This is a genomic window from Nocardioides pyridinolyticus (assembly GCF_054653575.1).
In genome coordinates this window covers 175,841-201,228 of record NZ_BAAIFY010000006.1, presented here as the reverse complement: position 1 = coordinate 201,228, position 25,388 = coordinate 175,841, and the positions used below count along the sequence as shown (strand labels likewise).

24 protein-coding genes are annotated in these 25,388 nt (G+C 71.1%); 13 read left to right on the top strand and 11 right to left on the bottom strand.

Annotated elements, in window-relative coordinates; all coding sequences use genetic code 11:
- Entirely contained in the window at window positions 1-681 is a 681-nt protein-coding gene (locus ACYQ0U_RS08020; RefSeq protein ID WP_459971370.1) for a thymidine kinase, read from the bottom strand.
- Between ACYQ0U_RS08020 and ACYQ0U_RS08015 the strand changes: the two genes are divergently transcribed.
- Window positions 680-1,519 carry a sulfurtransferase gene (locus ACYQ0U_RS08015; RefSeq protein ID WP_459971368.1) on the top strand — a complete coding sequence of 280 codons (840 nt, stop codon included), beginning with the start codon at window positions 680-682 and terminating at the stop codon, window positions 1,517-1,519. The genes ACYQ0U_RS08020 and ACYQ0U_RS08015 overlap by 2 nt on opposite strands.
- Here ACYQ0U_RS08015 and ACYQ0U_RS08010 read toward each other — a convergent pair.
- Both ACYQ0U_RS08010 and sepH read right to left on the bottom strand, forming a co-directional pair.
- Window positions 1,500-3,497 (bottom strand): SDR family oxidoreductase, encoded by a 1,998-nt coding sequence (locus ACYQ0U_RS08010; RefSeq protein WP_459971366.1) that lies wholly within the window; start codon window positions 3,495-3,497, stop codon window positions 1,500-1,502. The genes ACYQ0U_RS08015 and ACYQ0U_RS08010 overlap by 20 nt on opposite strands.
- A 33-nt stretch (window positions 3,498-3,530) precedes the next feature.
- Window positions 3,531-4,487: a septation protein SepH gene (sepH, locus tag ACYQ0U_RS08005; RefSeq protein ID WP_459971363.1), complete on the bottom strand. Its 957-nt coding sequence runs from the start codon at window positions 4,485-4,487 to the stop codon at window positions 3,531-3,533.
- 118 nt (window positions 4,488-4,605) lie between these two features.
- Here sepH and ACYQ0U_RS08000 point away from each other — a divergent pair, with 118 nt between their 5' ends.
- Window positions 4,606-5,241, top strand: a complete 636-nt coding sequence (locus tag ACYQ0U_RS08000; protein ID WP_459971361.1) for a trimeric intracellular cation channel family protein — start codon at window positions 4,606-4,608, stop codon at window positions 5,239-5,241.
- On the opposite strand, the gene ACYQ0U_RS07995 is transcribed toward ACYQ0U_RS08000, so the two are convergent.
- Both ACYQ0U_RS07995 and ACYQ0U_RS07990 read right to left on the bottom strand, forming a co-directional pair.
- On the bottom strand, window positions 5,242-6,540 hold the full coding sequence (locus tag ACYQ0U_RS07995) for a D-arabinono-1,4-lactone oxidase (RefSeq protein ID WP_459971359.1): 1,299 nt from the start codon (window positions 6,538-6,540) through the stop codon (window positions 5,242-5,244).
- Entirely contained in the window at window positions 6,537-7,727 is a 1,191-nt protein-coding gene (locus ACYQ0U_RS07990; protein ID WP_459971419.1) for an MFS transporter, read from the bottom strand. The genes ACYQ0U_RS07995 and ACYQ0U_RS07990 overlap by 4 nt, the downstream gene beginning before the upstream one ends.
- Before the next feature lie 74 nt (window positions 7,728-7,801).
- Here ACYQ0U_RS07990 and ACYQ0U_RS07985 point away from each other — a divergent pair, with 74 nt between their 5' ends.
- The 3 genes from ACYQ0U_RS07985 to ACYQ0U_RS07975 all read left to right on the top strand — a co-directional run bounded on the left by ACYQ0U_RS07985 (window position 7,802) and on the right by ACYQ0U_RS07975 (window position 10,145).
- A complete protein-coding gene (locus ACYQ0U_RS07985; RefSeq protein WP_459971356.1) occupies window positions 7,802-8,896 on the top strand; it encodes a ferrochelatase in 1,095 nt (364 codons plus the stop codon).
- Entirely contained in the window at window positions 8,893-9,723 is an 831-nt protein-coding gene (locus tag ACYQ0U_RS07980; protein ID WP_459971354.1) for an inositol monophosphatase family protein, read from the top strand. Before ACYQ0U_RS07985 ends, ACYQ0U_RS07980 begins: the two co-directional genes overlap by 4 nt.
- Before the next feature lie 128 nt (window positions 9,724-9,851).
- Window positions 9,852-10,145, top strand: a complete 294-nt coding sequence (locus ACYQ0U_RS07975; protein ID WP_459971352.1) for a DUF4193 domain-containing protein — start codon at window positions 9,852-9,854, stop codon at window positions 10,143-10,145.
- 82 nt (window positions 10,146-10,227) lie between these two features.
- On the opposite strand, the gene ACYQ0U_RS07970 is transcribed toward ACYQ0U_RS07975, so the two are convergent.
- Complete coding sequence (locus ACYQ0U_RS07970) at window positions 10,228-10,524, bottom strand: DUF4235 domain-containing protein (protein WP_459971350.1); 297 nt, start codon at window positions 10,522-10,524, stop codon at window positions 10,228-10,230.
- A 22-nt stretch (window positions 10,525-10,546) separates the two neighbouring features.
- Complete coding sequence (locus tag ACYQ0U_RS07965) at window positions 10,547-11,005, bottom strand: DUF3093 domain-containing protein (protein ID WP_459971348.1); 459 nt, start codon at window positions 11,003-11,005, stop codon at window positions 10,547-10,549.
- A gap of 53 nt (window positions 11,006-11,058) precedes the next feature.
- Between ACYQ0U_RS07965 and dut the strand changes: the two genes are divergently transcribed.
- From dut to ACYQ0U_RS07945, 4 genes are read left to right on the top strand one after another with little or no spacing between them, the layout of a single operon-like run.
- A complete protein-coding gene (gene dut / locus ACYQ0U_RS07960; protein WP_459971345.1) occupies window positions 11,059-11,529 on the top strand; it encodes a dUTP diphosphatase in 471 nt (156 codons plus the stop codon).
- A 4-nt stretch (window positions 11,530-11,533) separates the two neighbouring features.
- The gene (locus ACYQ0U_RS07955) at window positions 11,534-12,157 is read left to right on the top strand and encodes a DUF3710 domain-containing protein (protein WP_459971343.1); all 624 of its coding nucleotides are present in this window, start codon (window positions 11,534-11,536) and stop codon (window positions 12,155-12,157) included.
- A gap of 8 nt (window positions 12,158-12,165) precedes the next feature.
- On the top strand, window positions 12,166-12,537 hold the full coding sequence (locus tag ACYQ0U_RS07950) for an OB-fold nucleic acid binding domain-containing protein (RefSeq protein ID WP_459971341.1): 372 nt from the start codon (window positions 12,166-12,168) through the stop codon (window positions 12,535-12,537).
- Window positions 12,534-13,244 carry a DUF3159 domain-containing protein gene (locus ACYQ0U_RS07945; protein ID WP_459971339.1) on the top strand — a complete coding sequence of 237 codons (711 nt, stop codon included), beginning with the start codon at window positions 12,534-12,536 and terminating at the stop codon, window positions 13,242-13,244. Before ACYQ0U_RS07950 ends, ACYQ0U_RS07945 begins: the two co-directional genes overlap by 4 nt.
- On the opposite strand, the gene ACYQ0U_RS07940 is transcribed toward ACYQ0U_RS07945, so the two are convergent.
- Together ACYQ0U_RS07940 and ACYQ0U_RS07935 are read right to left on the bottom strand one after the other, a co-directional pair.
- Window positions 13,227-13,898, bottom strand: coding sequence for a potassium channel family protein (locus tag ACYQ0U_RS07940; RefSeq protein ID WP_459971337.1), 672 nt, complete (start codon window positions 13,896-13,898; stop codon window positions 13,227-13,229). The two genes, ACYQ0U_RS07945 and ACYQ0U_RS07940, sit on opposite strands and share 18 nt — an antisense overlap.
- Window positions 13,899-13,908: 10 nt before the next feature.
- Window positions 13,909-14,571, bottom strand: coding sequence for a potassium channel family protein (locus tag ACYQ0U_RS07935; protein WP_459971335.1), 663 nt, complete (start codon window positions 14,569-14,571; stop codon window positions 13,909-13,911).
- A gap of 47 nt (window positions 14,572-14,618) precedes the next feature.
- Here ACYQ0U_RS07935 and ACYQ0U_RS07930 point away from each other — a divergent pair, with 47 nt between their 5' ends.
- Window positions 14,619-16,658, top strand: coding sequence for an APC family permease (locus ACYQ0U_RS07930; RefSeq protein ID WP_459971332.1), 2,040 nt, complete (start codon window positions 14,619-14,621; stop codon window positions 16,656-16,658).
- On the top strand, window positions 16,655-17,851 hold the full coding sequence (locus ACYQ0U_RS07925; RefSeq protein WP_459971330.1) for a class I SAM-dependent RNA methyltransferase: 1,197 nt from the start codon (window positions 16,655-16,657) through the stop codon (window positions 17,849-17,851). Before ACYQ0U_RS07930 ends, ACYQ0U_RS07925 begins: the two co-directional genes overlap by 4 nt.
- A 130-nt stretch (window positions 17,852-17,981) precedes the next feature.
- Here the strand turns inward: ACYQ0U_RS07925 and ACYQ0U_RS07920 are convergent, their stop codons facing one another.
- Both ACYQ0U_RS07920 and ACYQ0U_RS07915 read right to left on the bottom strand, forming a co-directional pair.
- Window positions 17,982-19,376 (bottom strand): MFS transporter, encoded by a 1,395-nt coding sequence (locus ACYQ0U_RS07920; protein ID WP_459971328.1) that lies wholly within the window; start codon window positions 19,374-19,376, stop codon window positions 17,982-17,984.
- Window positions 19,373-20,758 (bottom strand): MFS transporter, encoded by a 1,386-nt coding sequence (locus ACYQ0U_RS07915; RefSeq protein WP_459971326.1) that lies wholly within the window; start codon window positions 20,756-20,758, stop codon window positions 19,373-19,375. Before ACYQ0U_RS07915 ends, ACYQ0U_RS07920 begins: the two co-directional genes overlap by 4 nt.
- 162 nt (window positions 20,759-20,920) lie before the next feature.
- On the opposite strand from ACYQ0U_RS07915, the gene ACYQ0U_RS07910 reads away from it, so the two are divergent.
- Window positions 20,921-21,700: a helix-turn-helix transcriptional regulator gene (locus ACYQ0U_RS07910; protein ID WP_459971324.1), complete on the top strand. Its 780-nt coding sequence runs from the start codon at window positions 20,921-20,923 to the stop codon at window positions 21,698-21,700.
- Window positions 21,690-25,388 (top strand): nitrate reductase subunit alpha, encoded by a 3,699-nt coding sequence (locus ACYQ0U_RS07905; protein ID WP_459971322.1) that lies wholly within the window; start codon window positions 21,690-21,692, stop codon window positions 25,386-25,388. Before ACYQ0U_RS07910 ends, ACYQ0U_RS07905 begins: the two co-directional genes overlap by 11 nt.

Below are 25,388 nucleotides of genomic sequence, written 5' to 3'. Positions count from 1 at the left end.
TCAGCCGAACGGCAGCGGCTCCGGGGCGAGCGAGACCGCCTTGGCGCGCGCGGCGGTGAGCCGGCGGCGGTGGTGCTGGCGGCAGAGCACCTCGTAGGCGATGTCGTCGGGGCCGGCCGGGGGCTGGTCGACCGCATCGACGTCGCCGACCACGATCACCTCGCCCTCGACGACCATGATGCCGTTCTCGGTGCGGGCGTTGTGGGTGGCGCGCTTGCCGCACCAGCACAGCGCCTCGACCTGGAGCACGTGCATCCGGTCGGCCAGCTCGACCAGCCGGGCGCTGCCCTCGAAGAGCTGGGTGCGGAAGTCGGTGAGGATGCCGAAGGCGAACACGTCGATCTGCAGCTCGTCGACGATCTTGGCGAGCTGGTCGATCTGGGTGCGCGTGTAGAACTGTGCCTCGTCGCACACGAGGTAGTCGATCCGGCCGCCCTGGGTCAGCGAGTCGACGACGTAGCGCCAGAAGTCGAAGTCCGGCGTCACCTCAAGCGCCTCGTGGGTCAGCCCGAGGCGGCTGGAGAGCTTCGCCTCGCCGGCCCGGTCGTGGGTGGTGAACAGCCGGCCCACCAACCCGCGCGCCGCGTGATTGTGGTTCGTCTGGAGCGCCAGCGTGCTCTTGCCGGAGTCCATGGTGCCGGTGAAGAAGTGCAGTTCAGCCACGGGGCAGAATCCTCTCATGCGATCCCCGCTGATCTCCGCCGCCGAGCTCCACCAGGCCCTGGGCGGCGTGACCGTCCTCGACGTCCGCTACCGGATGGGCGGGCCGGGCGGCCGCGAGGAGTACGAGCGGGGCCACGTCCCGGGTGCGGTGTACGTCGACCTGGACGCCGACCTGGCGGCGGCGCCGGGCGCGGGCGGCCGCCATCCGCTGCCGGACCCGGCCGACTTCGAGGCCGCGATGCGCCGGGCCGGAGTGCGCGACGACCGGCCGGTGGTGGTCTACGACGACTGGGCCGGCCTCGCCGCCGGCCGGGCCTGGTGGCTGCTGCGCCACCACGGCCACCAGGACGTGCGGGTGCTCGACGGCGCCTGGCCGGCCTGGGTCGAGGCGGGGGGAGCGGTGCACACCGGCACCACGCTGCCCGGCCGCGGCGACTTCACCGCCCACCCGGGCGGCATGCCGGTCGTCGAGGCCGACGCGGTGCTCGGCGTACCCGTCCTCGTGGACGCCCGGGCCCCGGAGCGCTACCGCGGCGAGGTCGAGCCGATCGACCCGGTCGCCGGCCACATCCCGGGCGCCGTGAACGTGCCGACGAGCACGAACCTGCGCGCGGACGGGCGGTTCCGCTCCGCCGACGAGCTCCGCGCGCTGTACGCCGCCGCCGGCGTGTCCGGCGACGCGCCTGGCGACGAGCCGAGCGTCGCCGTCTACTGCGGGTCGGGGGTCACCGCGGTGCACGACATCATCGCGCTGGAGGTCGCGGGGATCCCGGCCGCGCTCTACCCGGGCAGCTGGTCGGGCTGGGTCACCGACCCCGGCCGGCCGGTGGCCGGGCCTACCAGTGGACGCCCTTGAACATCCTCGCGAGCATGATCTGCTCCGACTCGCGGGTGCCGCCCTCGGCCGGCGGGCCCTTCGCGGCCGCCGAGTCCGGGAACACGTGGTAGGCCATGTTGAGCACCCGGAACGCCAGCTTCGGGGCCACCGTGTGCGCGACCGCGCCGGCGTTGCCGAGCAGCGTGTTGATCTCGTGCGGGCGCTCGACCATCGCCTCGATCACCAGGTCCGCGGCCTGCGCCGGTGAGATCGTGGGGAACTTGTCGTAGAGCTTGGTCGGGGCGATCATCGGCGTCCGCACCAGCGGCATGTGGATGTTGGTGAACGTGATGCCGTCGCCGACGAGCTCCGAGGCGACCACGTTGCTCCACGAGTCGAGCGCGGCCTTCGAGGCGACGTAGGCCGAGAACCGCGGCGGGTTGGTCTGCACGCCGATCGAGGAGACGTTCACGATGTGTCCGCGCCTCTGCTCGCGCATCGACGGGATCAGGCCCATGGCCAGGCGGACGGCGCCGAAGTAGTTGAGCTGCATGGTGCGCTCGAAGTCGTGGAACCGGTCCTGCGAGAGCCGCAGCGACCGGCGGATCGAGCGGCCGGCGTTGTTGACGACGAAGTCGATCGAGGGGAGCTCGGCGGTGAGGGACTCGCAGAGCGCGTCGATCGCGTCGAGGTCGGACAGGTCGCAGGGCTGCACCACGGCCTGGCCGCCGCGGTCCTCGATCACGGCCCGCAGCTCGTCGAGCTTCTCCTTGCCCCGGGCCACGAGCACCGGCGTCCCGCCGGCCTGCGCGACCTTGAGCGCGGTCACCTTGCCGATGCCGGAGGAGGCGCCGGTGACCACGACGTACCTGCCCTGGAGCTTCTCGCGCACCCGGGCGTCCCGGCCGGTCGCGTCGTCGAGGTGCTCCTCCCAGTAGCCCCAGAGGTTGCGGGCGTAGGAGTCGAGCTCGGGGACGCCGATGCCGGAGCCCGCCAGCGCCTGCTCGGTGCGCCGGGAGTCGAAGTGGGCCTGGAAGGACGTGTGCGCCAGCACCTCGGCCGGCACGCCGACCCGGCTGGTCGCCAGGTCGAGCGCCGACTGCACCACCGGCTGCTTCGCGAGCAGGTTGAGCGCGCCCGCCGGGGTGAGCGGCTGGGGGAGGAGCCGCGTCCGCTTGCGGTCGACCGGCGTGAGGAACCGCGGCGCGCCGGCGGCGCCGCAGAACGCGTTGACCATGTCGATCACCGGCTGCGGCTCCGGGTTGACCAGGTGGAACGCCTCGCCGTCGCGGTCGGGCAGGTGCGCGATGTGGTCCATCGCGGCGGCGACGTAGTCGACCGGCACCACGTTGGTGTCGCCGAGGTCGACGCCGAGCATCGGCAGCCAGCCGGGCAGCCGGTCGCGCATCGCCTTGATGACGCCGAAGAAGTAGTAGGGGCCGTCGATCTTGTCCATCTCGCCGGTGTCGGAGGCCCCGACGACGATCGCCGGCCGGTAGACCCGCCACGGCACGGTCGCCTCGGTGCGCACGATCCGCTCGGACTCGAACTTCGTGCGGTGGTACGGCGAGGGCAGGCGCTGTCCCTCGTCGAACATCGTCTCGTCGAACCGCCCGCGGTACTCGCCGGCGGCGGCCACCGAGGACACCTGGTGGAAGCAGCCCACCCGGAGTGCCTCGGCCAGCGAGAGCGCGTGGCGGGTGCCGCCCACGTTGAGCGCCTCGTTGGTCTCGTCGTCGGCGGTCATGTCGTAGATCGCCGCGAGGTGGAAGAAGTGGTCGACCTTCCCCCGGTGCTCCTCGACCCAGCCGGGGTCGACGCCGAGCGCGTCCGCGCCGAGGTCGCCGACGACCGGGGTGACCCGGTCGGTGTCCCAGCGGGCGATCAACGCCTCCATGCGGGGGAGCGAGGACTCGCGCACGAGCACGAAGACCTCGCGGTCGCGGTGGTCGAGCAGCTCACGGACCAGGTGCCGGCCGATGAAGCCGGTCGCGCCGGTGACGAAGTACGACGACATGGGGGGACGTTACCCCCGGGTCACACGTCCGAGTCACCCCTTGTCGCCGCCGCCGAACATGATCTCGTCCCAGCTCGGGACCGAGGCCCGGCCCCGGGTCTTCTTCACGGGGCGCCGGGTCGGCTGCTCGTGCTCGTGGTCGTGGAGGTCGTCGGAGCCGTGCAGGTCGTCCTCGGCCGCGGCCTCCTCGGCCTCCTCGCGGGCCTCCGCCTCGTGCTCGACGACCTCGGGCTCGGTGGGCGGCTCCTCGTCGAGGAACGCCTCGACCGGCTGGTCGGAGCCCACGCCCGCGCCGGAGACCAGGTCGATCGCGTCGGCGCCGAGCTCGTCGCCGAGCGGCAGTTCGTCGTCCTGGACCGAGGTGAGCCGGCGCTCGCGGGCCTGGCGCAGGTCGTCGCGGTGGGCGGGTGTGGGGGCGACGGCCTCGCCGACCAGCCAGCGGGCGTCGTCGTTGTCGAGCGTGACGTAGTTGCCGGGGGCGTCGAAGGTGAGCTCGGCGGTGCCGGAGCGGTCGGCCGCGGTGAAGCCGGCGGTCATCGACCACCGCCCGTCCTCGCGGCGCCAGGCGTCCCACTCGACGCTGTCGGGGTCGACGTTGAGGCCGCGCAGGTGCGTGGTGACGGCGTCGCCGAGGGTGCGGGCGCCGTGCGGGGCCGCACCCTCGCCGCGGCGTACCGACGAGCGCTGGGCGCGCTCGGCGACGTGCTGGCGCTCGGCGAGCACGGGCGCCGCGAAGGCCATGATCTTGTCGACGGACGTCTGGGCCGCCTGGGCCACCGCCTCGGGCGTCTCGCCCGCGCGGATGCGGGCCTGGATGTCACGCGGCCGGAGGGCACTGTCCATCTTGGTCTCCAATCGGCGGGAGGGCGGGTCTCCCAGGGCGGCCCGGAGGCGGGCGTCGATCTCGACGGTGTGCTCGGTCCCGTCCTCGTCCCGGAGGCGCAGGCGCTTCCCGTCATCGCTCACTCCGGCGAGCGTGAGGTGCGCCATGGTGGGTCCTGCTCCTGTCCCGTTCCTGCTGAGGGTTGCCTGCGGTGCGCCGAGCCTACGCCAGCGCCGACCGCTGGGCCGGGAGCGTCGCCGGTGTCGCCGGCGTTAGCCTCCCCACGTGTCCACCTCCGAGCCCCCGCTCATCCTCGTCGTCTTCGACCTGCTGGGCATCTTCGTCTTCGCGATCACCGGTGCCCTCGTCGCGGTCCGCAAGAACCTCGACGTGTTCGGGGTCCTCGTCCTGGCCGGGACGACCGGCCTGGGCGGCGGCTTCCTCCGCGACGTCCTCATCGACGCCACCCCGCCGGCCGCCCTCCAGGACTGGCGCTACCTCGTGGTGCCGGTGGCCGCCGGCCTGCTCGCGTTCTTCTTCCACCCGGCGATCGGGCGGGCCGAGCGCTCGATCAACGTCCTCGACGCGTTCGGGCTCGGGCTGTTCTGCGTGACCGGGGCGTTCAAGGCGCTCGACTACGGCCTCGGCGTCGTGCCGGCCGCGCTCATGGGCATGGTCACCGGCATCGGCGGGGGCATGCTGCGCGACCTGCTCGCGGGCCGCGTGCCGGCGGTGTTCCGCGGCGACCTGTACGCGACCCCGGCGCTGGCCGGCGCCGCCCTGGTCGTCGCCGGTGCCCACACCGACCTGCCGACGGTCGCCGTGGCCTTCGCCGGCGGCGGGGTCTGCATCGCGTGGCGGCTGCTGGCCATCTGGCGCCACTGGCAGGCGCCGATCCCGACGGGCTCGGCGTCGGTGTAGCTAGTCGCCGAGCACGCGCCGCAGGTAGGGGTTCGCGAACACGCGGTCCGGGTCGAGCCGGTCGCGCAGCGCGAGGAACTGCCCGAAGCGCGGGTACGCCGGCTCCAGGTCGGCCGCGGTCCGCGTGTGCACCTTGCCCCAGTGGGGGCGGCCGTCGTGGGCGCGCAGGATGGGCTCGACGAGCGCGAAGTACGCGCGGTGGTCGGCGTCGCGGTGGGTGTGGAACGCGAGGTAGAGCGAGTCGCGGCCCGACGAGGTGGACATCGCGATGTCGTCGGCCGGGGTCACCCGGATCTCGACCGGGAACGTGATCCTCAGGTCCGACGCGTCGATCGCCGCCCGGGCCTCGCGCAGCGCGGCGAGGCCGGCATCGCGCGGCACGGCGTACTCCATCTCCCGGAAGACCACGTCGCGCGGGGAGGTGAACACCCGGTGGGCGACGTCGCTGTAGGAGCGGGCCGCCAGCATCCGGCTGGAGACCTGGTTGAGGCGCGGGACGATCGCGGGCACCGCGTTGGCGAGGTGGTTGAGGGCGCCGAAGAGCGAGTTCGAGAGGAACTCGTCGTCCCACCACCTCCGCAGCGGGGAGAGCGGCTCGGTCTCCGGGGTGGCGCGGCGGTCGTTGGTCTTGGTCAGCATCCGGTCGGTGTGCGGGAACCAGTAGGTGTCGACGTGGTGGTGGTTCGCCACCCGCTCGTCGAAGCCGTCGAGCGCCTCGTCCCACGACATCGGGGTCTCGTTCGCCTCGAGCACGAAGAGCGGCTCGACGCGGAAGGTGATCGTCGTGAGGATCCCGAGCGCGCCGAGGCCGACCCGGGCGACCTCGAGCACCTCCGGGCTCTCGGTCTCGGTCGCGGTGACCACCTCGCCGGTGCCGGTGACCAGCTCGAGACCGCAGACCTGCGCGGACAGCGAGGCCGCGACGCCGCCGGTGCCGTGGGTGCCGGTCGAGATCGCGCCGGCCAGCGTCTGCTCGGCGATGTCGCCCATGTTGTGCAGGCTCAGGCCCATCGCCTCGAGTTGGGCGTTGAGTACCTCGAGCCGGGTGCCGGCGAGCGCGGTGACCGTCATCGCGTCACGGTCGACGGACAGGATGCCGCCGAGGTGCGTCGGCCGGAGGATGGTGTCCTCGGGCGCGGAGATCGCGGTGAAGCTGTGGCCGGTGCCGACCATCTTCACCGTCGAGCCCTCGGTGCGCGCCCGCTCCACCGCCGCCACGATCGCGGCCGTGTCCACCGGATCCTCCACGCGCGCGGGCCGGGCCGCTTCCAGACCCGACCAGTTGCTCCACCCGGTCACGCGGTGAGCGTAGTGGCCGGTCTCTGTCGCGGGATGGCCAGCGCGGCGAGGGCGGCGACCGTGCCGGCCGCGAGCGAGACGAGGTACGCCGACGAGGCACCCTGGTGGTCGACGACGAGGCCGCTCAGCGTGGCGCCGGGAGCGACGCCGGCGACCAGGCCGGTCTGCATGATCGCCATGCCCTCGGTGAGCCGTCCGGACGACACGACGGCCTCGGTCAGCGACATCGCGGCGATCATCGTCGGCGCGATCGCGAAGCCCGCCACGAGGAGCGTGAGGCCCATCAGGGGGAGCGACCCGACGAAGGACAGCGGCGCCATCGCGCAGGCCATCGCCAGCGCGCCCCATCGGACCCGGTAGGACGGGCCGCGGCGCCAGTGCACGGCGCCGGTGATCACGCCGGCGGCCAGGCTGCCGAGCGCCCAGAGCGCGAGCAGGACGCCGGAGAGCGCCCGGTGTCCCTGCTCGTCGGCGAAGGCGACGGTGGTGACCTCGACCGCGCCGAAGAGGACGCCGAGCGCGGCACACACGACCGCCAGTGGGATGACCGTCCGCCACGGCATCGGCGGCCGCGGACCCGAGGTGGTGGCCTGCGACTGGGCAGGTGGCTCGGTGGCGCGCTGGCCGGCGAGGTAGAGGGTGCCGCCGACGCAGGCGACCAGTGCGACCGCGATGCCGGCGACCGGGTGCCATGCGGTGGCCAGCACGGTGATCAGGATCGGCCCGAGCATGAACAGGACCTCGTCGAGCACGGCCTCGAGGGCGTAGGCGGTCTGCACGTCGGCCGGCTGGTCGAGCACGTGCGACCACCGGGCGCGGACGCTCGAGCCGACCTGGGGGAGCACCGCTCCGGCCAGCGCGGCGAAGACGTAGGCGGCCGCGATGGGCCAGTCGGCCTGCACCGCCACGACGAGCAGCGAGACGAACGTGCCGAAGGCCAGGCTCAGCGCCGACAGCACCCGGCCCTGGCCGAACCGGTCGAGCCAGCGACCCTGCGGGATCGCGAGGGCGGCGTTGGCGATCAGGTACGCCGCCGCGACGGCGCCCGCGACGGCGTACCTGCCGGTCGCGGCCGAGACCAGCAGCACGATGCCGAGGCCGACCATCGAGATCGGCAGCCGGGCCACGAGGCCGGTCAGCGAGAACCGCAGAGCGCCGGGACGAGCCAGGATCCGGCGGTACGACATGAGCACGCGGCGAGCCTAGGGGCCGCCTCGGACCGCCGACGAATCCTTATCCGCCCCTCCCTACGATGAACGGCATGACCCCCGACGCCCGGCCCTACGACGCCGTCCTGCTCGTGTCGTTCGGAGGCCCGGAGCGACCCGAGGACGTCGTGCCGTTCCTCGAGAACGTCACCCGCGGTCGCGGCATCCCGCGGGAGCGGCTGGAGGAGGTCGGGGAGCACTACTTCCTCTTCGGCGGCACGTCGCCGATCAACGACCAGAACCGCGCCTTCCTCGCCGCGCTGCGCGAGGACCTCGACGGCGCCGGGCTCGACCTGCCGGTCTACTGGGGCAACCGGAACTGGGACCCCTATCTCACCGACACGGTCCAGCAGATGGCCGCCGACGGGGTACGCCGGGCGGCGTGCTTCGTCACCAGCGCCTACTCGTCGTACTCCTCGTGCCGGCAGTACCGGGAGAACCTCTACGACGCGGTCGAGGGCGTCGGGCAGCAGGGCGAGCACGCGCCGCAGCTGGACAAGCTGCGTCACTACTTCAACCACCCCGGTTTCGTGGAGCCGATGGTCGACGCGACCCTGGCCGCCCTCGCCGACCTGCCCGACGAGGTGCGCGACGGTGCGCACCTGACGTTCGTGACGCACTCGATCCCGGAGGCGATGAACGCCGGCAGCGGACCGGACGGCGGGGCCTACGTCCTCCAGCACCTGAGCGTCGCCGAGGAGATCGTCGAGCGGGTCCGGCAGGAGACCGGTCGCCGCCACCGGCACGCGCTCGTCTACTGCTCGCGCTCGGGCTCCCCGCACGTCCCGTGGCTGGAGCCGGACGTCAACGACCACCTCGAGGCGCTCCACGCCGACGGCGTGCCGGGCGTCGTGATGGTGCCGATCGGCTTCGTGTCCGACCACATGGAGGTCATCTACGACCTCGACACCGAGGCCCTCGCCACGGCCGAGCGGCTGGGGCTGCCCGCAGCCCGGGCCGCGACGGCCGGCGTCGACCCGCGCTTCGTCGCGACCGTCCGCGACCTCCTGCTCGAGCGCGCGGCGGTGGAGCGCGGCGAGGAGGTCGCTCGGGCCAGTGTCGGGGCGCTGCCGCCCTGCTGGGACCGGTGCCCGGCCGGCTGCTGCCCGAACCCGCGCGGCGACCGCCCCGCCCTGGCCGGCGCATGACCGCGTCGAACGCCGAGCTCGCCGGCCTCGCGCTCGAGGTGGCCCGGGAGGCGGCCGCCCTGGTGCGCGAGCGCCGTCGGGGCGACGTCACCGTGGCCGCGACCAAGAGCAGCGACGTCGACATCGTCACCGAGGCCGACCGCGCGAGCGAGACGCTGATCCGCGAGCGGCTGCTGGCCCGGCGGCCCGACGACGGGGTCCTGGGGGAGGAGGGCGACGACGTCCCGAGCCGCAGCGGCGTCCGCTGGGTCGTCGACCCGATCGACGGCACCGTGAACTTCCTCTACGACATCCCGCAGTACGCCGTCTCGATCGCCGCCGAGCGCTCCACCGACGAGGGCAGCGAGTTCGTCGCCGGCGTGGTGCTCAACGTGGCGCCCGGCACCGAGTACGTCGGACACCTGGCCGACGAGCACGGCCCGGCGCTCGCGACACGCGACGGCCGGCCGATCGCGGTCCGGGAGCCGACCCCGCTCGCGCTGCGGCTGCTCGGGACCGGCTTCAACTACGACGCCGGGATCCGGCGCCGGCAGATGGGGGCACTGGTGAACCTGATCACCGAGGTGCGCGACGTGCGCCGTCTGGGGGCGTGCTCGCTCGACCTGTGCCACGTCGCTGAAGGATCGCTCGATGGGTACTTCGAGGAGGGCCTGAACCTCTGGGACCACGCGGCGGGCGGTCTGATCGCCCGGATCGCCGGCGCGCGGCTCGAGGTGCATCCCGGAGTGGGCGGCACGCCGATGGTGGTGTGTGGTCCTGCTCACGGGTTCGAGGACCTCCTCGGGGCCCTGCGCACCGCCGGTTTCTCCCCCGAAGCGGCGGAATAGCAAGCCGTTACCAGATGTTCACGCTCCGCGTCGTGGACCCAGTGTGCGAATCCGGCCCGGAATGGTGCACAATCTGGCGCCGGCGACGACGACGCAGCGAGCATTCAGCACGGGAGATTGGGAAGACGATGGCGACCGATTACGACGCACCGCGGAAGAACGAGGACGAGCAGTCCGAGGAGAGCATCGAAGAGCTCAAGGCGCGGCGTCACGACAAGAACTCCGGCAAGGTCGACGAGGACGAGGCCGAGGCGGCCGAGTCGTTCGAGCTCCCCGGCGCCGACCTCTCGCACGAGGAGCTGGCCGTCGAGGTCAAGCCGAAGCAGGAGGACGAGTTCACCTGCATGAGCTGCTTCCTGGTGCACCACCGCAGCCAGCTGGCCGACCAGAAGAAGATGATCTGTCGCGACTGCGCCGCCTGACCTGAGACGTCAACACACGTCAACGTCGAAGGACCTCGACCCCGCAGGGTCGAGGTCCTTCGTGCGTCCTGGGCTGCGCGACTCAGGCGCGCTGGCCGTCCCTGCGGAGGTCCGGCGGCAGGTGGCCGGTCGACCGCGTGTAGTACGACGCCGCCTTGCGCTGCGCGAGCATCCGGGCGAGCCCGACGGCCACACCGCTGGCGATCGCCCAGCTGACCGCCTCCCAGATCTCGACGTCGGGGTCGGCCGGGTTCTCCGGCGGCTGCTTCCCGGTCGCCAGCGACCAGGCCTTGTCGAGCCCCTTCTTCGCCAACGCCGCCGCGCCGAGCGCCGAGGCCAGCGAGAAGACGGACCAGATCTTCGAGGAGTCCTTTGCCATGACGGCACAGTACCCAGCGGGCTCAGGCCCGAGTCATGGCCGTCAGGGCCCGGGCCAGCTCCTCGGGGTGGCGGGTGCCGATCAGCCAGTACGGCGCCGGGTCGGCCGGGTCGGTGATCTCGACCTTCACCGCGCGCTTGAGGTAGGGCCGGATCAGCAGGTAGGCGCGGGCGTCCGCGTCGACGCCGGCGGTCCGGCGGGTCTGCCCGGCGTCCAGGGCCACCGCCTCGCCGAGGTGCTCGGCGGCGATGTGGGCGCGGCCGGCGCGCAGCGTGCCGTCGGCCACGACGACCCGCGCACCGCCGTACGAGGTGAAGAGGAAGGTCATCAGCGCCAGGGCCACGAGCGTGACGATCCAGGCCCCGAGCGGCGGCATCGCCACCGCGACGGCCAGCCACAGCGACGCGATCAGCATCGTCCCCTGCACCCACCAGCGCAGCGGGACGCCGAGGCGCTCGGCGTAGGCGGGGGTCAGACTCACGGGCTGAATCCTTCCATTGGCCCGGCCGCGCCCGGCCGGTAGGGTCCGGCCACGTGTCCGATCTAGAGGTGCTGGTCACCCGCCTCGACCCCGACCTCCCGCTCCCGGCCTACGCGCATCCCGGCGACGCCGGTGCCGACCTCGTCACGACCGTCGACGTGGCGCTCGCGCCGGGTGAGCGGGCGCTGGTCCCGACCGGCCTGGCGATCGCGCTGCCGCTGGGGTACGTCGCCCTGGTGCACCCGCGCTCCGGCCTGGCCGCGAAGCACGGCCTGTCGATCGTCAACACCCCGGGCACCGTCGACGCGGGCTACCGCGGCGAGATCAAGGTGATGCTGATCAACCACGACCCACGCGAGCCGATCGAGCTGCGGCGCGGCGACCGGATCGCCCAGCTGGTCATCCAGCGGGTCGAGCTGGCCCGGTTCACCGAGGTGGAGGAACTCCCCACGTCGGTCCGTGGTGACGGGGGCTACGGTTCTACCGGGGGTTTCGGCACCCCGCCCGTCCCGACCGAGGAGTAGTCCCGTGAAGTTCCGTCGCAAGTCCACCGAGGCCGACCCGGCCGTCGAGGAGGAGACCGTCGACGCGACGGGCGCCGAGACCGGACCGGCGACCGGCGGCCCGTACGACGTGGACGACCTCACCGAGGACGAGGCCCGGGCCCTGACGGACCTCGGCGCGATCCTGATCCCGCCCGCCGAGGGCGTGGAGCTGCGGGTCCAGGTGGACGAGAGGACCGAGCAGGTCCAGTCCGTGCTGCTCGCCGGCGAGGAGGGCGCGGTCGAGATCCGCGCCTTCGCCGCGCCGCGGGGCGGCGACCTGTGGGGCGAGGTGCGGCCGCGGCTGGCCGCCGACTTCGCCCAGCGCGGCGGCACGGCCTCCGAGGCCGAGGGCCGCTTCGGCACCGAGGTCCACGGCCGGCTGACCGTGACGGCGCCCGACGGGCGCACCGGCACCCAGGTCTCCCGGATCATCGGTGTCAACGGCCCCCGCTGGATGCTCCGGGCGACGCTGCTCGGCAAGCCCGCCGTCGAGTCCGAGTCCGCCGGCCCCTGGGAGGACCTCATCGCCGCGATCGCGGTGCGCCGCGGCAGCCAGGCGATGCCCTCGGGCGCGGAGCTCCCCGTCGTCCTGCCCCCGCGCGGCTAGGAGCCCCGATGGCCGAGAAGAGCCGGCTGCGCCGCACGATCAGCCGCTGGGCGAGCCCCGACGACCAGCACGCCCGCGACCTGCGCCGTACCTTCGCCGCGGAGGACGTGGCCGGGGTCGACCGGATCGGCGACGCCGCCGACCGCGAGCGGGTCCGCCTGCGCGGCACGCTGCGCACGGTGACGCTCCGCCCGCGTGGCGGCGTGCCGGCGCTCGAGGCCGAGCTGTACGACGGCACCGGCTCCATCACCGTCATCTGGCTGGGCCGCCGGCAGATCTCCGGCGTCGTCCCCGGCCGCTCGCTCGAGATCCAGGGCCGGATCGGCCGCCACGACGGCCAGCGGATCATGTACAACCCGCGCTATGAGCTGATGCCGTGAGCGAGCCGCACGCGCCCGCGACGGTCGACACGGTCGAGGCCGTCGTCCGAGCCCAGATCTCGCGGGCGCTCGGTGGCCGCCGCGGGATGATCGAGGCCGCGGTGCCGACGATCGTCTTCACCGTCGTGTGGCTCGCCACCAAGGAGCTGCGCTACGCCCTCACCGCGAGCATCGCGATCGCGGTGGTCCTGCTGGTCGTGCGGTTGGTCCAGCGCTCGACGGTGCAGTTCGTCGTCAACGCGCTGTTCGGCATCGGCATCGGCTGGCTGTTCATCACGATCTCGGCCCGCCGCGGCGGCAGCGAGGACGACCAGGCGCTGGCCTACTTCCTGCCGGGGATCATCTACAACTCGGCGTACACCGTCGTGCTGGCGCTGACCTGCCTCATCGGCTGGCCGCTGGTGGGCTTCATGGTCGGCAGCGTCACCGGCGACCCGACCGCGTGGCACCGGGACCGGCAGATCGTGCGGCTCTGCGCGATCCTCACCTGGCTGCTCGCCGTGCCCTGCCTGCTGCGGGTGCTCGTGCAGGCGCCGATCTGGTTCGCGGCGAAGAGCGGCGCGATGGACGTCGACTCGGCCGTCGCCGCGCTCGGCGTCCTCAAGATCGTGATGGGCTGGCCGCTCCAGCTGGCCGCGCTCGCCGCGATGGCGTGGGTCCTGGCCCGGAACAAGACGCCGGTCGGCGGCTCACCCTCCGTGGGCTGAGGGGGCCAGGAGGCGCTCGAGGTCCTCCTCGACGTCGGCGGGTACGACGAACAGCAGCTCGTCGCCGGCCTCGATCGGCTGCTCGGCGTCGGGGACGTAGACCTGGCCGTCGCGCAGGATCGTCACCAGCGCGCAGTTCTCGGGGAACGGGATCAGCCCGGCGGGCTTGCCGACGTAGGGCGAGTCCGTGGGCAGCGTCATCTCGACGAGGTTGGCGTTGCCCTGGCGGAAGGTGAACAGCCGGACCAGGTCGCCGACGGTCACCGCCTCCTCGACCAGGGCGGACATGATCCGCGGGGTCGAGACGTTGACGTCGACGCCCCACGCCTCGGTGAACAGCCACTCGTTGTTGGGGTGGTTGACCCGGGCAACCGTGCGGGGCACGCCGAACTCGGTCTTGGCGAGCAGCGAGGTGACCAGGTTGACCTTGTCGTCGCCGGTCGCGGCGATGACCACGTCGCACTGGTCGAGGCGGGCCTCCTCGAGCGACGACATCTCGCAGGAGTCGGCGAGCAACCACTCGGCGTCCGGTACCCGCTCGGGGCGGATGGAGGACGGGCTCTTGTCGACGAGCAGCACCTCGTGCCCGTTCTGGATCAGCTCGCGGGCGATGGACCGGCCGACGGCTCCCGCACCGGCGATGGCGACTCTCACCTGGTGTCTCCTAGCTCTCGTCCGGGCCGGCGTCGAAGACCTGGTAGGCGTGCGCGGCGTTCTCCTCGCGCATCACCAGGTGCAGGAGGTCGCCCTCCTGGATCACGCTGTCGCGGGTGGGCAGCATGCCCTCGCCGAGCCGGTCGATCCACGCGATCCGGCTCTTGGACTGCAGCTGGAAGTCGACCGTGCGGTGGCCGATCCACTTCTCCGTGACGGGCACCTGGTCGAGGCGGATCGTGCCGGACGGGTCACGGAAGTCCGGCTCGGCGCCCGCCGGCAGGATCCTCCGCAGCACCTGGTCCGCGGTCCACTTCACGGTCGCCACGGTCGTGATGCCGAGCCGCTGGTAGACCTCGGCGCGGCCGGGGTCGTAGATCCGGGCGACGACCTGCTGGATGCCGAACGTCTCGCGGGCCACCCGCGCGGCGATGATGTTGGAGTTGTCGCCGCTGGAGACCGCGGCGAACGCGTCCGCCCGGCGGATGCCGGCCTTCTCCAGGACCTCCTGGTCGAAGCCGTAGCCGGTGACCTTGTCGCCGTTGAAGCCCGGTCCGAGCCGACGGAACGCGTCCGGCTCGCTGTCGATGACGGAGACCGTGTGATTGCGGTCCTCGAGGCTCCGCGCGAGCGTCGACCCCACGCGTCCGCAGCCCATGATCACGACGTGCACGGTGCAGACGCTACAACAGGAGGACCGAGGGTCTAGCCTTTCCCGTCGTGGGCGTCGGCGACGTATCGAAGCGGATCCTGCTGGGACGCAAGCTGCGCAGCTCCCAGCTGGGCGAGACGCTCCTCCCCAAGCGGATCGCGCTGCCGGTCTTCGCCAGCGACGCGCTCTCCTCGGTCGCCTACGCCCCCGACGAGATCTTCATCATGCTCTCGCTGGCCGGCGCCTCGGCGTACATCTGGTCCTGGAAGATCGGCATCGCGGTCGCGCTGGTGATGATCGCGGTCGTCGCGTCGTACCGGCAGACCGTCCACGCCTACCCCAGCGGCGGCGGCGACTACGAGGTCGCCACGGTTAACCTCGGGCGGACGGCGGGCACCACGGTCGCCAGCGCCCTGCTGGTCGACTACGTGCTGACCGTCGCGGTGTCGATCTCCTCGGGCGCGCAGTACGCCGCCTCCGCGATCCCGTCGCTGTCCGGGCACGAGGTGACGGTCGCGAGCCTCGCGGTCGTCCTGCTGATGGCCATCAACCTGCGCGGCATCCGCGAGTCCGGGTCGTTCTTCGCCGTCCCGACCTACGCCTTCATGGTCGCGATCCTGGGCATGTCGCTGTTCGGCCTCTACCGGCTCGCCGCGGGCGACCTGCCCCAGGTCGAGAGCGCGTCGTTCGCGATGGCGCCCGAGCCGGGCTACAGCGACTCCCTGACCACGTTCGCGCTGCTCTTCCTGCTGGCCCGCGCGTTCTCGTCCGGCTGTGCCGCGCTGACCGGTGTCGAGGCGATCTCGAACGGCGTCCCGGCGTTCCGCCGCCCGAAGAGCCGCAACGCCGCGACGACGCTGATGCTGCTTGGCCTGATCGCGATCTCGATGATGCTCAGCGTCATCGTGCTGGCCAAGCAGATGGGGCTCCAGCTCGTCGACCCCGACGACCTTGACCGGCTGACCCGCGACGGTGAGCCGTTGCCGGCGGGCTACGACCAGCACACCGCGATCTCGCAGATCGCCGACGCGCTCTTCCAGGACTTCCGGCCCGGCTTCTACCTCGTCGTCACCGTCACCGGCATCATCCTGGTCCTCGCGGCCAACACCGCGTTCAACGGCTTCCCGGTGCTCGGCTCGATCCTGGCCAAGGACGGCTATGCGCCCCGCGCCCTCGGCTCGCGCGGCGACCGGCTCGCCTACAGCAACGGCATCGTGTTCCTCGCGGTGATGGCGATCGTGCTCATCGTCTCCTTCGACGCCGAGCCCACCCGGCTGATCCAGCTCTACATCGTCGGCGTGTTCGTCTCGTTCAACCTCAGCCAGCTCGGCATGATCCGGCACTGGACCCGGCATCTGAAGACCGAGCGCGACCCCGCCGTACGCCGCCGGATGATCCGGTCCCGGCTGATCAACACCGTGGGTCTGTCGATGACGGCGGTCGTGCTGGTCATCGTGCTCATCACCAAGTTCTTCGCCGGCGCCTGGATCACGATCCTGGCGATGGTGATGTTCTTCGTGGTCATGCGCGGCATCCGCCGGCACTACGACAACGTCGAGGAGGAGCTGGCCGCCGACGAGGAGGACAAGGTCCTCCCGACGCGCGTGCACGCGATCGTCCTCGTCTCCAAGCTGCACAAGCCGACGCTGCGCGCGCTGGCCTTCGCCAAGGCCGGCCGGCCGAACGTGCTCGAGGGCGTCTACGTCTCCACCGACCCCGCCGCCACCCAGCGGCTGCTGCAGGAGTGGGACGAGCGCAACACCGGCGTCCCGCTCAAGGTCCTGCACTCGCCGTACCGCGAGCTGGTCCGGCCGATCGTCGACTACGCGCTGGAGATCCGGAAGGCCAACCCGCGCGGCGTCGTGGCCGTCTACATCCCGGAGTACGTCGTGGGCCGCTGGTGGGAGCAACTGCTGCACAACCAGACCGCGCTGCGGCTCAAGGGCCGGCTGCTGTTCGCGCCCGGCGTGATGGTGACGTCGGTGCCCTACCAGCTGCGGTCGTCCCAGATCGTCGCCGAGCGCGAGGAGCGCGAGGGCATGTGGCTGCGACCGGGCCTGCGCACCGGCCACGTGCCCGAGCGCCGCGACGACCGGCAGGTCCAGTGACACCTCCGACGAGCCGTCGGCACCGCCAGCGCAAGGCCCGCGGTGCCTCCCGGGTCGGCGAGCGGTTCGAGGCCGTCGTCGGACCGGTCGCCCACGGTGGCCACTGCGTCGTCCGGCTCGAGGAGCGCGTGGTCTTCGTGCGCCACGCGGTGCCGGGGGAGACGGTCGTCGTCGAGATCACCGAGGGCACCGACGGCGACCGGTTCTGGCGCGGCGACGCCGTCGAGGTCGTCGAGGCGTCGCCCGACCGCGTCGCGCCGCCCTGCCCGTACGCCGGGCCGGGGCTGTGCGGCGGCTGCGACTTCCAGCACGTGGCGCTGCCGCGCCAGCGCCAGCTCAAGGCCGCGGTCGTGCGGGAGCAGCTCAGCCGGCTGGCGGGCATCCAGGTCCCCGTGGACGTCGAGGCGGTGCCCGGCGACGAGGAGGGGCTGCGCTACCGCACCCGGATCCAGTGGGCGTCCGGCCCGCGCGGCGTCCGCGGGCTGCGCAGGTACCGCTCCCACGACGTCATCCCGGTCGACGACTGCCTGATCACCCGCACCGACGCCCGCGCGGTCACGCGCGCGGTGACCTCGGGCACCTCGGGCACCGTCGTCAGCGAACGCGTCACCGTGTCGCCGTACGGCGAGCGCGCGTTCGCCGTCGAGGCCGACGGCTTCTGGCAGGTGCACCCCGGAGCGCCCCGCGCGCTGGTGGCGGCGGTGCTGGACGCGCTCGAGCCGAGGCCGGGGGAGGCGGTGCTCGACCTCTACTCCGGCGTCGGGCTGTTCGCGCGCTTCCTCGCCGAGGCGGTCGGGCCCACCGGGCGGGTGCTGGCGGTCGAGGGCGACCGGACCGCCTCGGACCACGCACGCACCAACCTGGCCGGCCTGCCCGGCGTCACGATCGAGTGCGGTGCGGTGGACCGGGTGCTCGCCGCGCCGCTGCCGCCGGCGTTCTCGTCCGCGGACCTCGTGGTGCTGGACCCGCCACGCGAGGGCGCGCGGGCGCGGGTCGTCGAGCAGGTGGTCCAGCGCGGGCCCCGCGCGGTCGCCTACGTCGCCTGCGACCCGGCCGCGCTGGCGCGTGACGTCGCGACGTTCCAGGAGCTGGGCTACCAGCTGCGCTCGCTGCGGGCCTTCGACATCTTCCCGATGACTTCCCATGTGGAGTGCGTTGCGCAACTCGTGAAGAGCAACTCCGGCCTGCGTTGATGCGCCCGTGCCCCGGGCGTCGATCCGTGAAGACCGGCGTCGAGGCTCGCTTTGGGCTCGCTTTGGTTCGGGGCTGTCGCGACTACATGACCCAGGTCAGCTCGAACTGGCACATGCGGCGCGGAGAGGCTCAGCTGGGGCGCGGGGCTCCCTTGCGTGCGTAGCGCACCCAGGTGATGACGACACACATCACCGCCCAAGCGATCCCCACGGAGTAGAAGGCGGTGGCACCGATGGTGGTGATTCCGACACCGAAGAAGAACGGCCCGAAGGCGGCGATCGCGGCAGTCCATCCGATCACGCCGCCGGCCTGGCGGCGCTCGAAGATCATCGGCATCTGCTTGAAGGTCGAGGCGTTCCCGATGCCGGCGAACAAGAAGATGGCGAGCATGCCCCACAGGAACTGGTCAAAGTCGGAGTTCAGGCTGCTCGCCGAGCTCAGGTCCGGGGTCAGCGCTGGGATGGTGTAGGCGATGGAGGCGATCAGGCCGAGCCCGGAGATCAACGTCCAGACCGCGCCGCCCATGCGGTCGGTCAGCGGCGCAAAAGCCACGCGTGCTCCGGCTCCGATGAGTGGGCCGAGGAAGACGAACTTCACGGGGTCCGGCACGGCATACCCGTCGATCAGGACGGTCGCGGTGGCGCCGGTCCCACTGATGATGTCGCCGTTGCCGGAGCCGTAGAGGTTCGACATCAGGAGGCCGAACTGGGCTGCCAGTCCCGAGAACGTCCCGAACGTCATGATGTAGAGCAGGGTCATCAGCCAGGTGTCGGTGTTGTTGAAGATGTCGAACTGCTGGCGGATGTTGGCCTTGATCGGCACCGACTTGAGCATCGTCCACGCCAGTGCGGCGCCGATCACCATGAGCGGGATCCACACGAAGGCGGCGTTCTGGTACCAGACCTCCGTCGATGGCTTGCCTGCGACGGAGAGGTCCTGGCTGTCGCCGAGGAAGGCGAAGAACGAAACGGCGATCAGGTACGGCGTGAGCAGCTGGACCAGCGAGACTCCGAAGTTGCCGAGTCCGGCCTGGAGACCTAGAGCCGTGCCTTGCTTGCTGCGTGGGAAGAAGTAGGACGTGCTGGGCATGAAGCCGGAGAATGCGCCACCGCCGATGCCGGCGAGGAAGGCAAGGACCATCAGCTCCCAGTAGGGCGCGGTGGGGGACTGCACGCGGACGCCCCACCCGAGCGTGGATGCGATCAGCAGCAGCGTTGTCAGCGAGACCATCTTGCGGGTACCGAGGATCGGAGGGAGCGTCATCCACCCCAGTCGGAACAAGCCTGCCGAGAGCCCCGGCATGGCAGCCATCCAGTACAGTTGGGAGCTGCTGAAGCTGTAGCCGAGGGCGTTGAGCTTCGGGATGATGGCGCTGGGCAGGAACCAGGCGACGAAGGCCAGGGTCAGGCAGAAGGTAGTGATCCACAGTGTCCGCCAGGCGAGTCCCGAGTCCCAGGTCGCCTCGTCCTCGGGGTCCCAGGACTCCAGCCATTCTCCGGACTTGGTCGATGTCGTGGAGCTCATACCAGGCTCTCCTCACGGGCCTCGCTCGGCCGCTCGATGTGTCGCGCCAGCTCGGGCGACTCGGTGTGCAACATGTGGACGACAGTCCAGTGCATCCACGCCAGGCAGATGACGGTCAGGACGAACAGGACGAAGAAGGTGCTCGAGGGGAACCCGGACCACGCTTTGGTGTAGGCGAACAACGGCGGAAGGAGGAACCCGCCGAGGCCACCGAGCATCCCGACGAGACCGCCGACGGCGCCGACGTTGTCAGGGAAGTACTCCGGGATGTGCTTGAAGACCGCCGCCTTGCCGACGCCCATCGCGCACCCCAGCAGGAAGACCAGCACGGCGAAGGGAGCAAGACCGATGGCGTAGGCGAGATGCTCGGTCTCACGGCCGTCGGTGTGGTCGATGACGATGTGACCGTTGGGCATCATCAGCAGCGCCGTGACCAGCAGCATGATGCTCAGCGACCAGTACATGACGCGGCGGGCCCCGAACCGGTCCGAGAGCCAACCGCCGTACGGGCGCAGCAACGAGGCGGGGAAGATGTAGAACGCGGTCAGGAACGCCGCGGTCTGCAGCGAGACGTCGAAGTTGTCCATGTAGTACGTCGGCAGCCAGGCCGCCAGGGCGACGTAGGCGCCGAAGAACGCTACGTAGTAGAGCGCGAAGCGCCAGACACGAAGCTGCTTGAGGGGTGTGAGCTGCTGGGCCAGCGGCTGTGACGCACCCGGCGCCCGGTCCTCGTGCGGGGCGAGGAACCAGGTCGCCGCAGCCATGAACACCAGCAGCACGGCGTACAGAACCGGCACGAAGCGCCATCCACCGGGGAAGATGCCCAGGTAGGTCGCCCCGACGGTGGTGCCCGCGATCAGCGGCGGGCCGACGAACTTGGTGACTGAGGCCCCGACGTTGCCTGCACCGAAGACCCCGAGTGCGAAGCCCTGGTGACGGCGCGGCTGCCAGGCCGAGTTCCAGGCGATGCCGGAGCTGAACGAGTTGCCGGCGAAGCCGACGAAGAAGGCCAGCACCAGCAGCATGGCGTAGGAGTCGGCCCTCGAGACGAGGTAGGCCGGCACAGCAGATCCGAGCAGCAGGAAGGTCATCACCTTCCGGCCACCGATTCGGTCCGTGATCATCCCGGCGGGGAGTCGCCACAAGGACCCGTTGAGCACCGCCGCGGCGATGATCCACGACAGCTGGACCTCGGACAGACCGAACTCGGCACTGATCGGCTTCCCGAGGATCCCGAACATCAGCCACACCGCAAACATGAGGGTGAAGCCCGCGGTCGAGAGGACGAGCACCCGGGTGGGGCCCGGTGCCACGACGCCAGTCGTACCGTCCGGACCGCGCACCGGGTCGTGGACCTGGCTGGGCGGGCTCACGGACGCCATGGGCTCTCCTGAACGACGGGCGCTGGCTGCTTCAGCGGCGGGATGAGAAGCGTGCTCCTGTATTTCCTCACCCGCACGAGTCATCGACCACGCCCGAGGGTCCTCTCAATAGGGGACTTTGGACCCGTTGCCCGTCCTTCTAATACAGGTGATGGTGAGGAGGTGACCTCCGAGCAGACGCCTCACGCCGCTGTCGGCGCCGGCCTGCTCGCCTCACCGGTGCGCCGGGCCATCGTCGATGCCCTGAAGGAACATCACCCGGCCGAGGGGGACATCGATCCGGGAGGGATGACGGCGGCCCAGCTCAGCGAGGTGCTCGGGCTGCATCCGACCACCGTGCGGTTCCACACCGACCGCCTCGAGGCCGCCGGCATCATCGCCTCGCACCTCACTACGGCATTCGGCGTAGGCCGGCCCCGTAAGGTGTACGCCCTCCCACCCCACGCCGACGACGCGGACCGGGCCACGTACCTGCTTCGCCTCCTCGAGCTGATGACGGAGTCGTTCAGCACCAGCGACACGCCCGAGCAGGCCGGGGAGCGGTGGGCCCGCGACCACCTGCCCCTGTCGGCATCTGCGCCGGCGTCATCTCCTGGAGCATGGCTCGGCAAGATCGGCCCCCTCGTTGACCTGCTTCGGGATTGGGGCTACTCGCCCGAGCTCACCACCAGCGACGGCGGGAGGACCTGGCGCATCGCTCTCGCCGACTGCCCCTTCATGGAGCTCGCACGCGCCAACACCGCTGTTGTGTGCGGCATCCATCATGGCCTGCTGCGCGGGGCTCTGCACCAGCTCGGCGAGGACGACGTCGGTGTCTCCGTCAGCCCGTTCGTCGGTCCGAACCTCTGCCACGCCGACGTCACCACGCGCCAGTCCTTCGCAGACCATCACGTCCACCTGTCAGCCGACCCGCCCCGCGAGGAGTCTCCGCATGAGTCTTGACAGCCCAATGCAGCAGGCCCTGATCTCAGGTCGCCGGTTCTTCACCAAGGCGGAGGTCAGCGACGACCAGCGCAGCCTCCACAAGAAGGGCGGCCGCGACGGCGACGCCTTCTACCGTGACCGGTGGAGCCACGACAAGGTGGTGCGCTCGACCCACGGGGTCAACTGCACCGGCTCCTGCTCGTGGAAGGTCTACGTCAAGGACGGCATCATCACCTGGGAGGCTCAGCAGACCGACTACCCCAGCGCCGGCCCCGACCGCCCCGAGTACGAGCCACGCGGTTGTCCCCGCGGTGCCGCATTCTCCTGGTACACCTACAGCCCGACGCGGGTGCGCTACCCCTACGTCCGCGGCGTGCTGCTCGAGATGTTCCGTGCGGCCAAGCAGACGTACGGCGACCCAGTGGTCGCCTGGGGATCCATCGTCCAGGACGAGGAGCAGGCACGCGTGTACAAGAGGGCGCGCGGCAAGGGTGGCCTGGTGCGGGCGAGCTGGGACGAGGTGGCTGAGATCGTGGCGGCCGCGCACGTCTACACGGTCAAGCGCTGGGGTCCGGACCGGATCGCCGGGTTCTCGCCGATTCCGGCGATGTCGCCCGTGTCCTACACCTCCGGTGCGCGCTTCCTCGAGCTGATCGGTGCCCCGATGCTGTCGTTCTACGACTGGTACGCCGACCTTCCCAACGCCTCGCCGCAGATGTTCGGTGACCAGACCGACGTCCCAGAGTCGGGCGACTGGTGGGACGCCGGCTACCTGATGATGTGGGGATCCAATGTCCCCACCACACGCACCCCGGACGCCCACTGGATGACGGAGTCGCGCTACCGCGGCCAGAAGGTCATCGCCGTCGCCCCTGACTACGCCGAGAGCGTGAAGTTCGCCGACGAGTGGGTCAGCCCGGCGCCCGGGACCGACGGCGCGCTCGCCATGGGGATCGGGCACGTGATCCTCAAGGAGCACTTCGTCGACAGCACCACCCCGTTCTTCGCCGACTACACCAAGCAGTTCACCGACCTGCCGCACCTGGTGTGCCTCGAGCCGTCCGCGGACGGCTCCTACCGTCCCGGCAAGTTCCTCGTCGAGGGCGACCTCGGCGGGGCGAGCGAGAACGCCATGTGGAAGCCGGCGCTCATCGACGCAGGCACCGGCGAGGTGCGGATCCCGCACGGCTCGATCGGCGACCGCTTCGGCGAGGAGGGCGTCGGGAAGTGGAACCTCGAGCTTGGCGACATCGACCCCGCGCTCAGCATGTACCGCGACCACCAGGGCGGCGCCCGGGAGGCCGTCGAGGTCGAGCTCCCGCGCTTCGACGCCGCCGACGGCAAGGTCCTCCACGAGCGCCGCGGCGTCCCGGTGGCCCGGGTGGGCGAACGCGTCGTCACGACCGTGCTCGACCTGCTGCTCGCGCAGTACGGAGTGGCACGCGAGGGCCTACCGGGGCAGTGGCCGCGCACCGACGCCGACGACCCGTACGGCTACGACGACCCGGCCGTGCCGGCCACGCCCGCGTGGCAGGAGCAGCACACGGGTGTCGCTGCGAGCCAGGTCACCCGGCTCGCGCGGGAGTGGGCGCAGAACGCCATCGACAGCAAGGGCCGGGGGATGATCCTGCTCGGGGCGGGTGTCAACCACTGGTTCCATTCCGACCAGATCTACCGCGCGATCCTGCTCCTCACCACCATCACCGGCACCCAGGGCCGCAACGGCGGCGGCTGGGCGCACTACGTCGGCCAGGAGAAGATCCGCCCGATCATGGGCTTCCAGCACATGGCGTTCGCCCTGGACTGGCACCGCCCGCCGCGCCACATGAACCAGACGGCGTACTGGTACGTGAACACCTCCCAGTATCGCTACGACACCTTCAGCGCCGACGACCTCGACGCCGGCACGGGGGTTTTCGCGGGACGGTCGGTGATGGATCTGCTTGCCCAGTCGGCGCGCCTGGGGTGGTCGCCGTCGTACCCCACCTTCGACCGCAGCAGCCTCCAGCTCGCCGACGACGCGGCCGCGGCCGGCATGGACCCCCCCTCCTACGTCGCCCAGCAGCTCAAGGACGGTGCCCTCCGCTTCGCGGTGGAGGACCCCGAGCACGAGGACAACCACCCCCGGATCCTGTCGCTGTGGCGCTCGAACCTGCTGGGGTCCTCGGCGAAGGGCAACGAGTACTTCCTGCGCCACCTGCTCGGCACGGACTCGGCTGCGACCGCCGTCGAGGCCCCGCCCGACCAGCGCCCACGTGACGTGGAGTGGCCCGAGAAGGCCGCCGAGGGACGCCTCGACCTCTTGATGACCATCGACTTCCGGATGACGTCCTCGACGATCTTCAGCGACGTGGTGCTGCCCGCAGCGACCTGGTACGAGAAGCACGACCTGTCGACCACCGACATGCACCCGTTCGTCCACTCCTTCAATCCCGCCATCGCACCCCCGTGGCAGACCAAGTCGGACTGGGACACCTGGAAGGTCATCGCCAAGAAGTTCTCCGATCTCGCGACGGTCCACCTCGGGACGCGCAAGGACGTCGTCGCCAAGCCGCTGTGGCACGACACCCCGGAAGCGATGGCGAGCGAGCACGGCGTGGTGAAGGATTGGAAGACGGGCGAGGTCGACCCGGTCCCGGGCAAGACGATGCCGCTGATCGCGGTGGCAGAGCGCGACTACACCGCGATCTTCGACAAGATGACCTCGATCGGGCCGCTCATGGAGAACGTCGGGATGCTCACCAAGGGTGTCGCCTACGACGTCAAGCGGGAGATCGACATCCTGCGCACCCGCAACGGCATCGCTCGCGGTGGCGCCGGCGACGGGCAGCCCAAGGTCGAGACCGACACCCAGATGGCCGACGCGATCCTCCACCTCGCAGGGGTCTCCAACGGGCACCTGGCCACCCAGGGCTTCCGGTTCCTGGAGAAGCGCACCGGCACCGAGCTCGCCGACCTCGCAGCCGAGCACGAGGGCAAGCAGATCACCTTCGCCGACACCCAGGTCGCGCCCGTGCCGGTGATCACCTCGCCGGAGTGGTCCGGCTCGGAGTCGGGAGGGCGGCGCTACAGCCCCTTCACCATCAACATCGAACGGAAGAAGCCGTTCCACACCCTCACCGGTCGCCAGCAGTTCTACGTCGACCACGACTGGTTCCTCGGGATGGGCGAGATGCTCCCGGTCTACCGACCGCCCCTCAACATGACCGCCCTGTTCGGGGAGAAATCCATCGGCGAGCAGAACGAGCTCGGCGTCTCCGTGCGCTACCTGACCCCGCACAACAAATGGTCGATCCACTCCGAGTACCAGGACAACCTCTTCATGCTCTCGCTCTCGCGCGGCGGGCAGTCGGTCTGGATGTCCGACCGGGACGCCGCCAAGGTCGGGATCAAGGACAACGACTGGATCGAGATGGTCAACCGCAACGGCGTCGTCGCGGCGCGCGCCATCGTGAGCCACCGGATGCCCGAGGGCACCGTCTACATGCACCACGCCCAGGACCGGCTCATCGACGTCCCGCTCACCGAGCGTGACGGCAAGCGCGGAGGCATCCACAACAGCCTGACCCGCATCCTGATGAAGCCCAACCACATCGTCGGCGGCTATGCCCAGCTGTCCTACTTCTTCAACTACATCGGACCGATCGGCAACAACCGTGACGAGGTCACGATGATCCGCAAGCGGACCGCGAAGGTGGAGTACTGA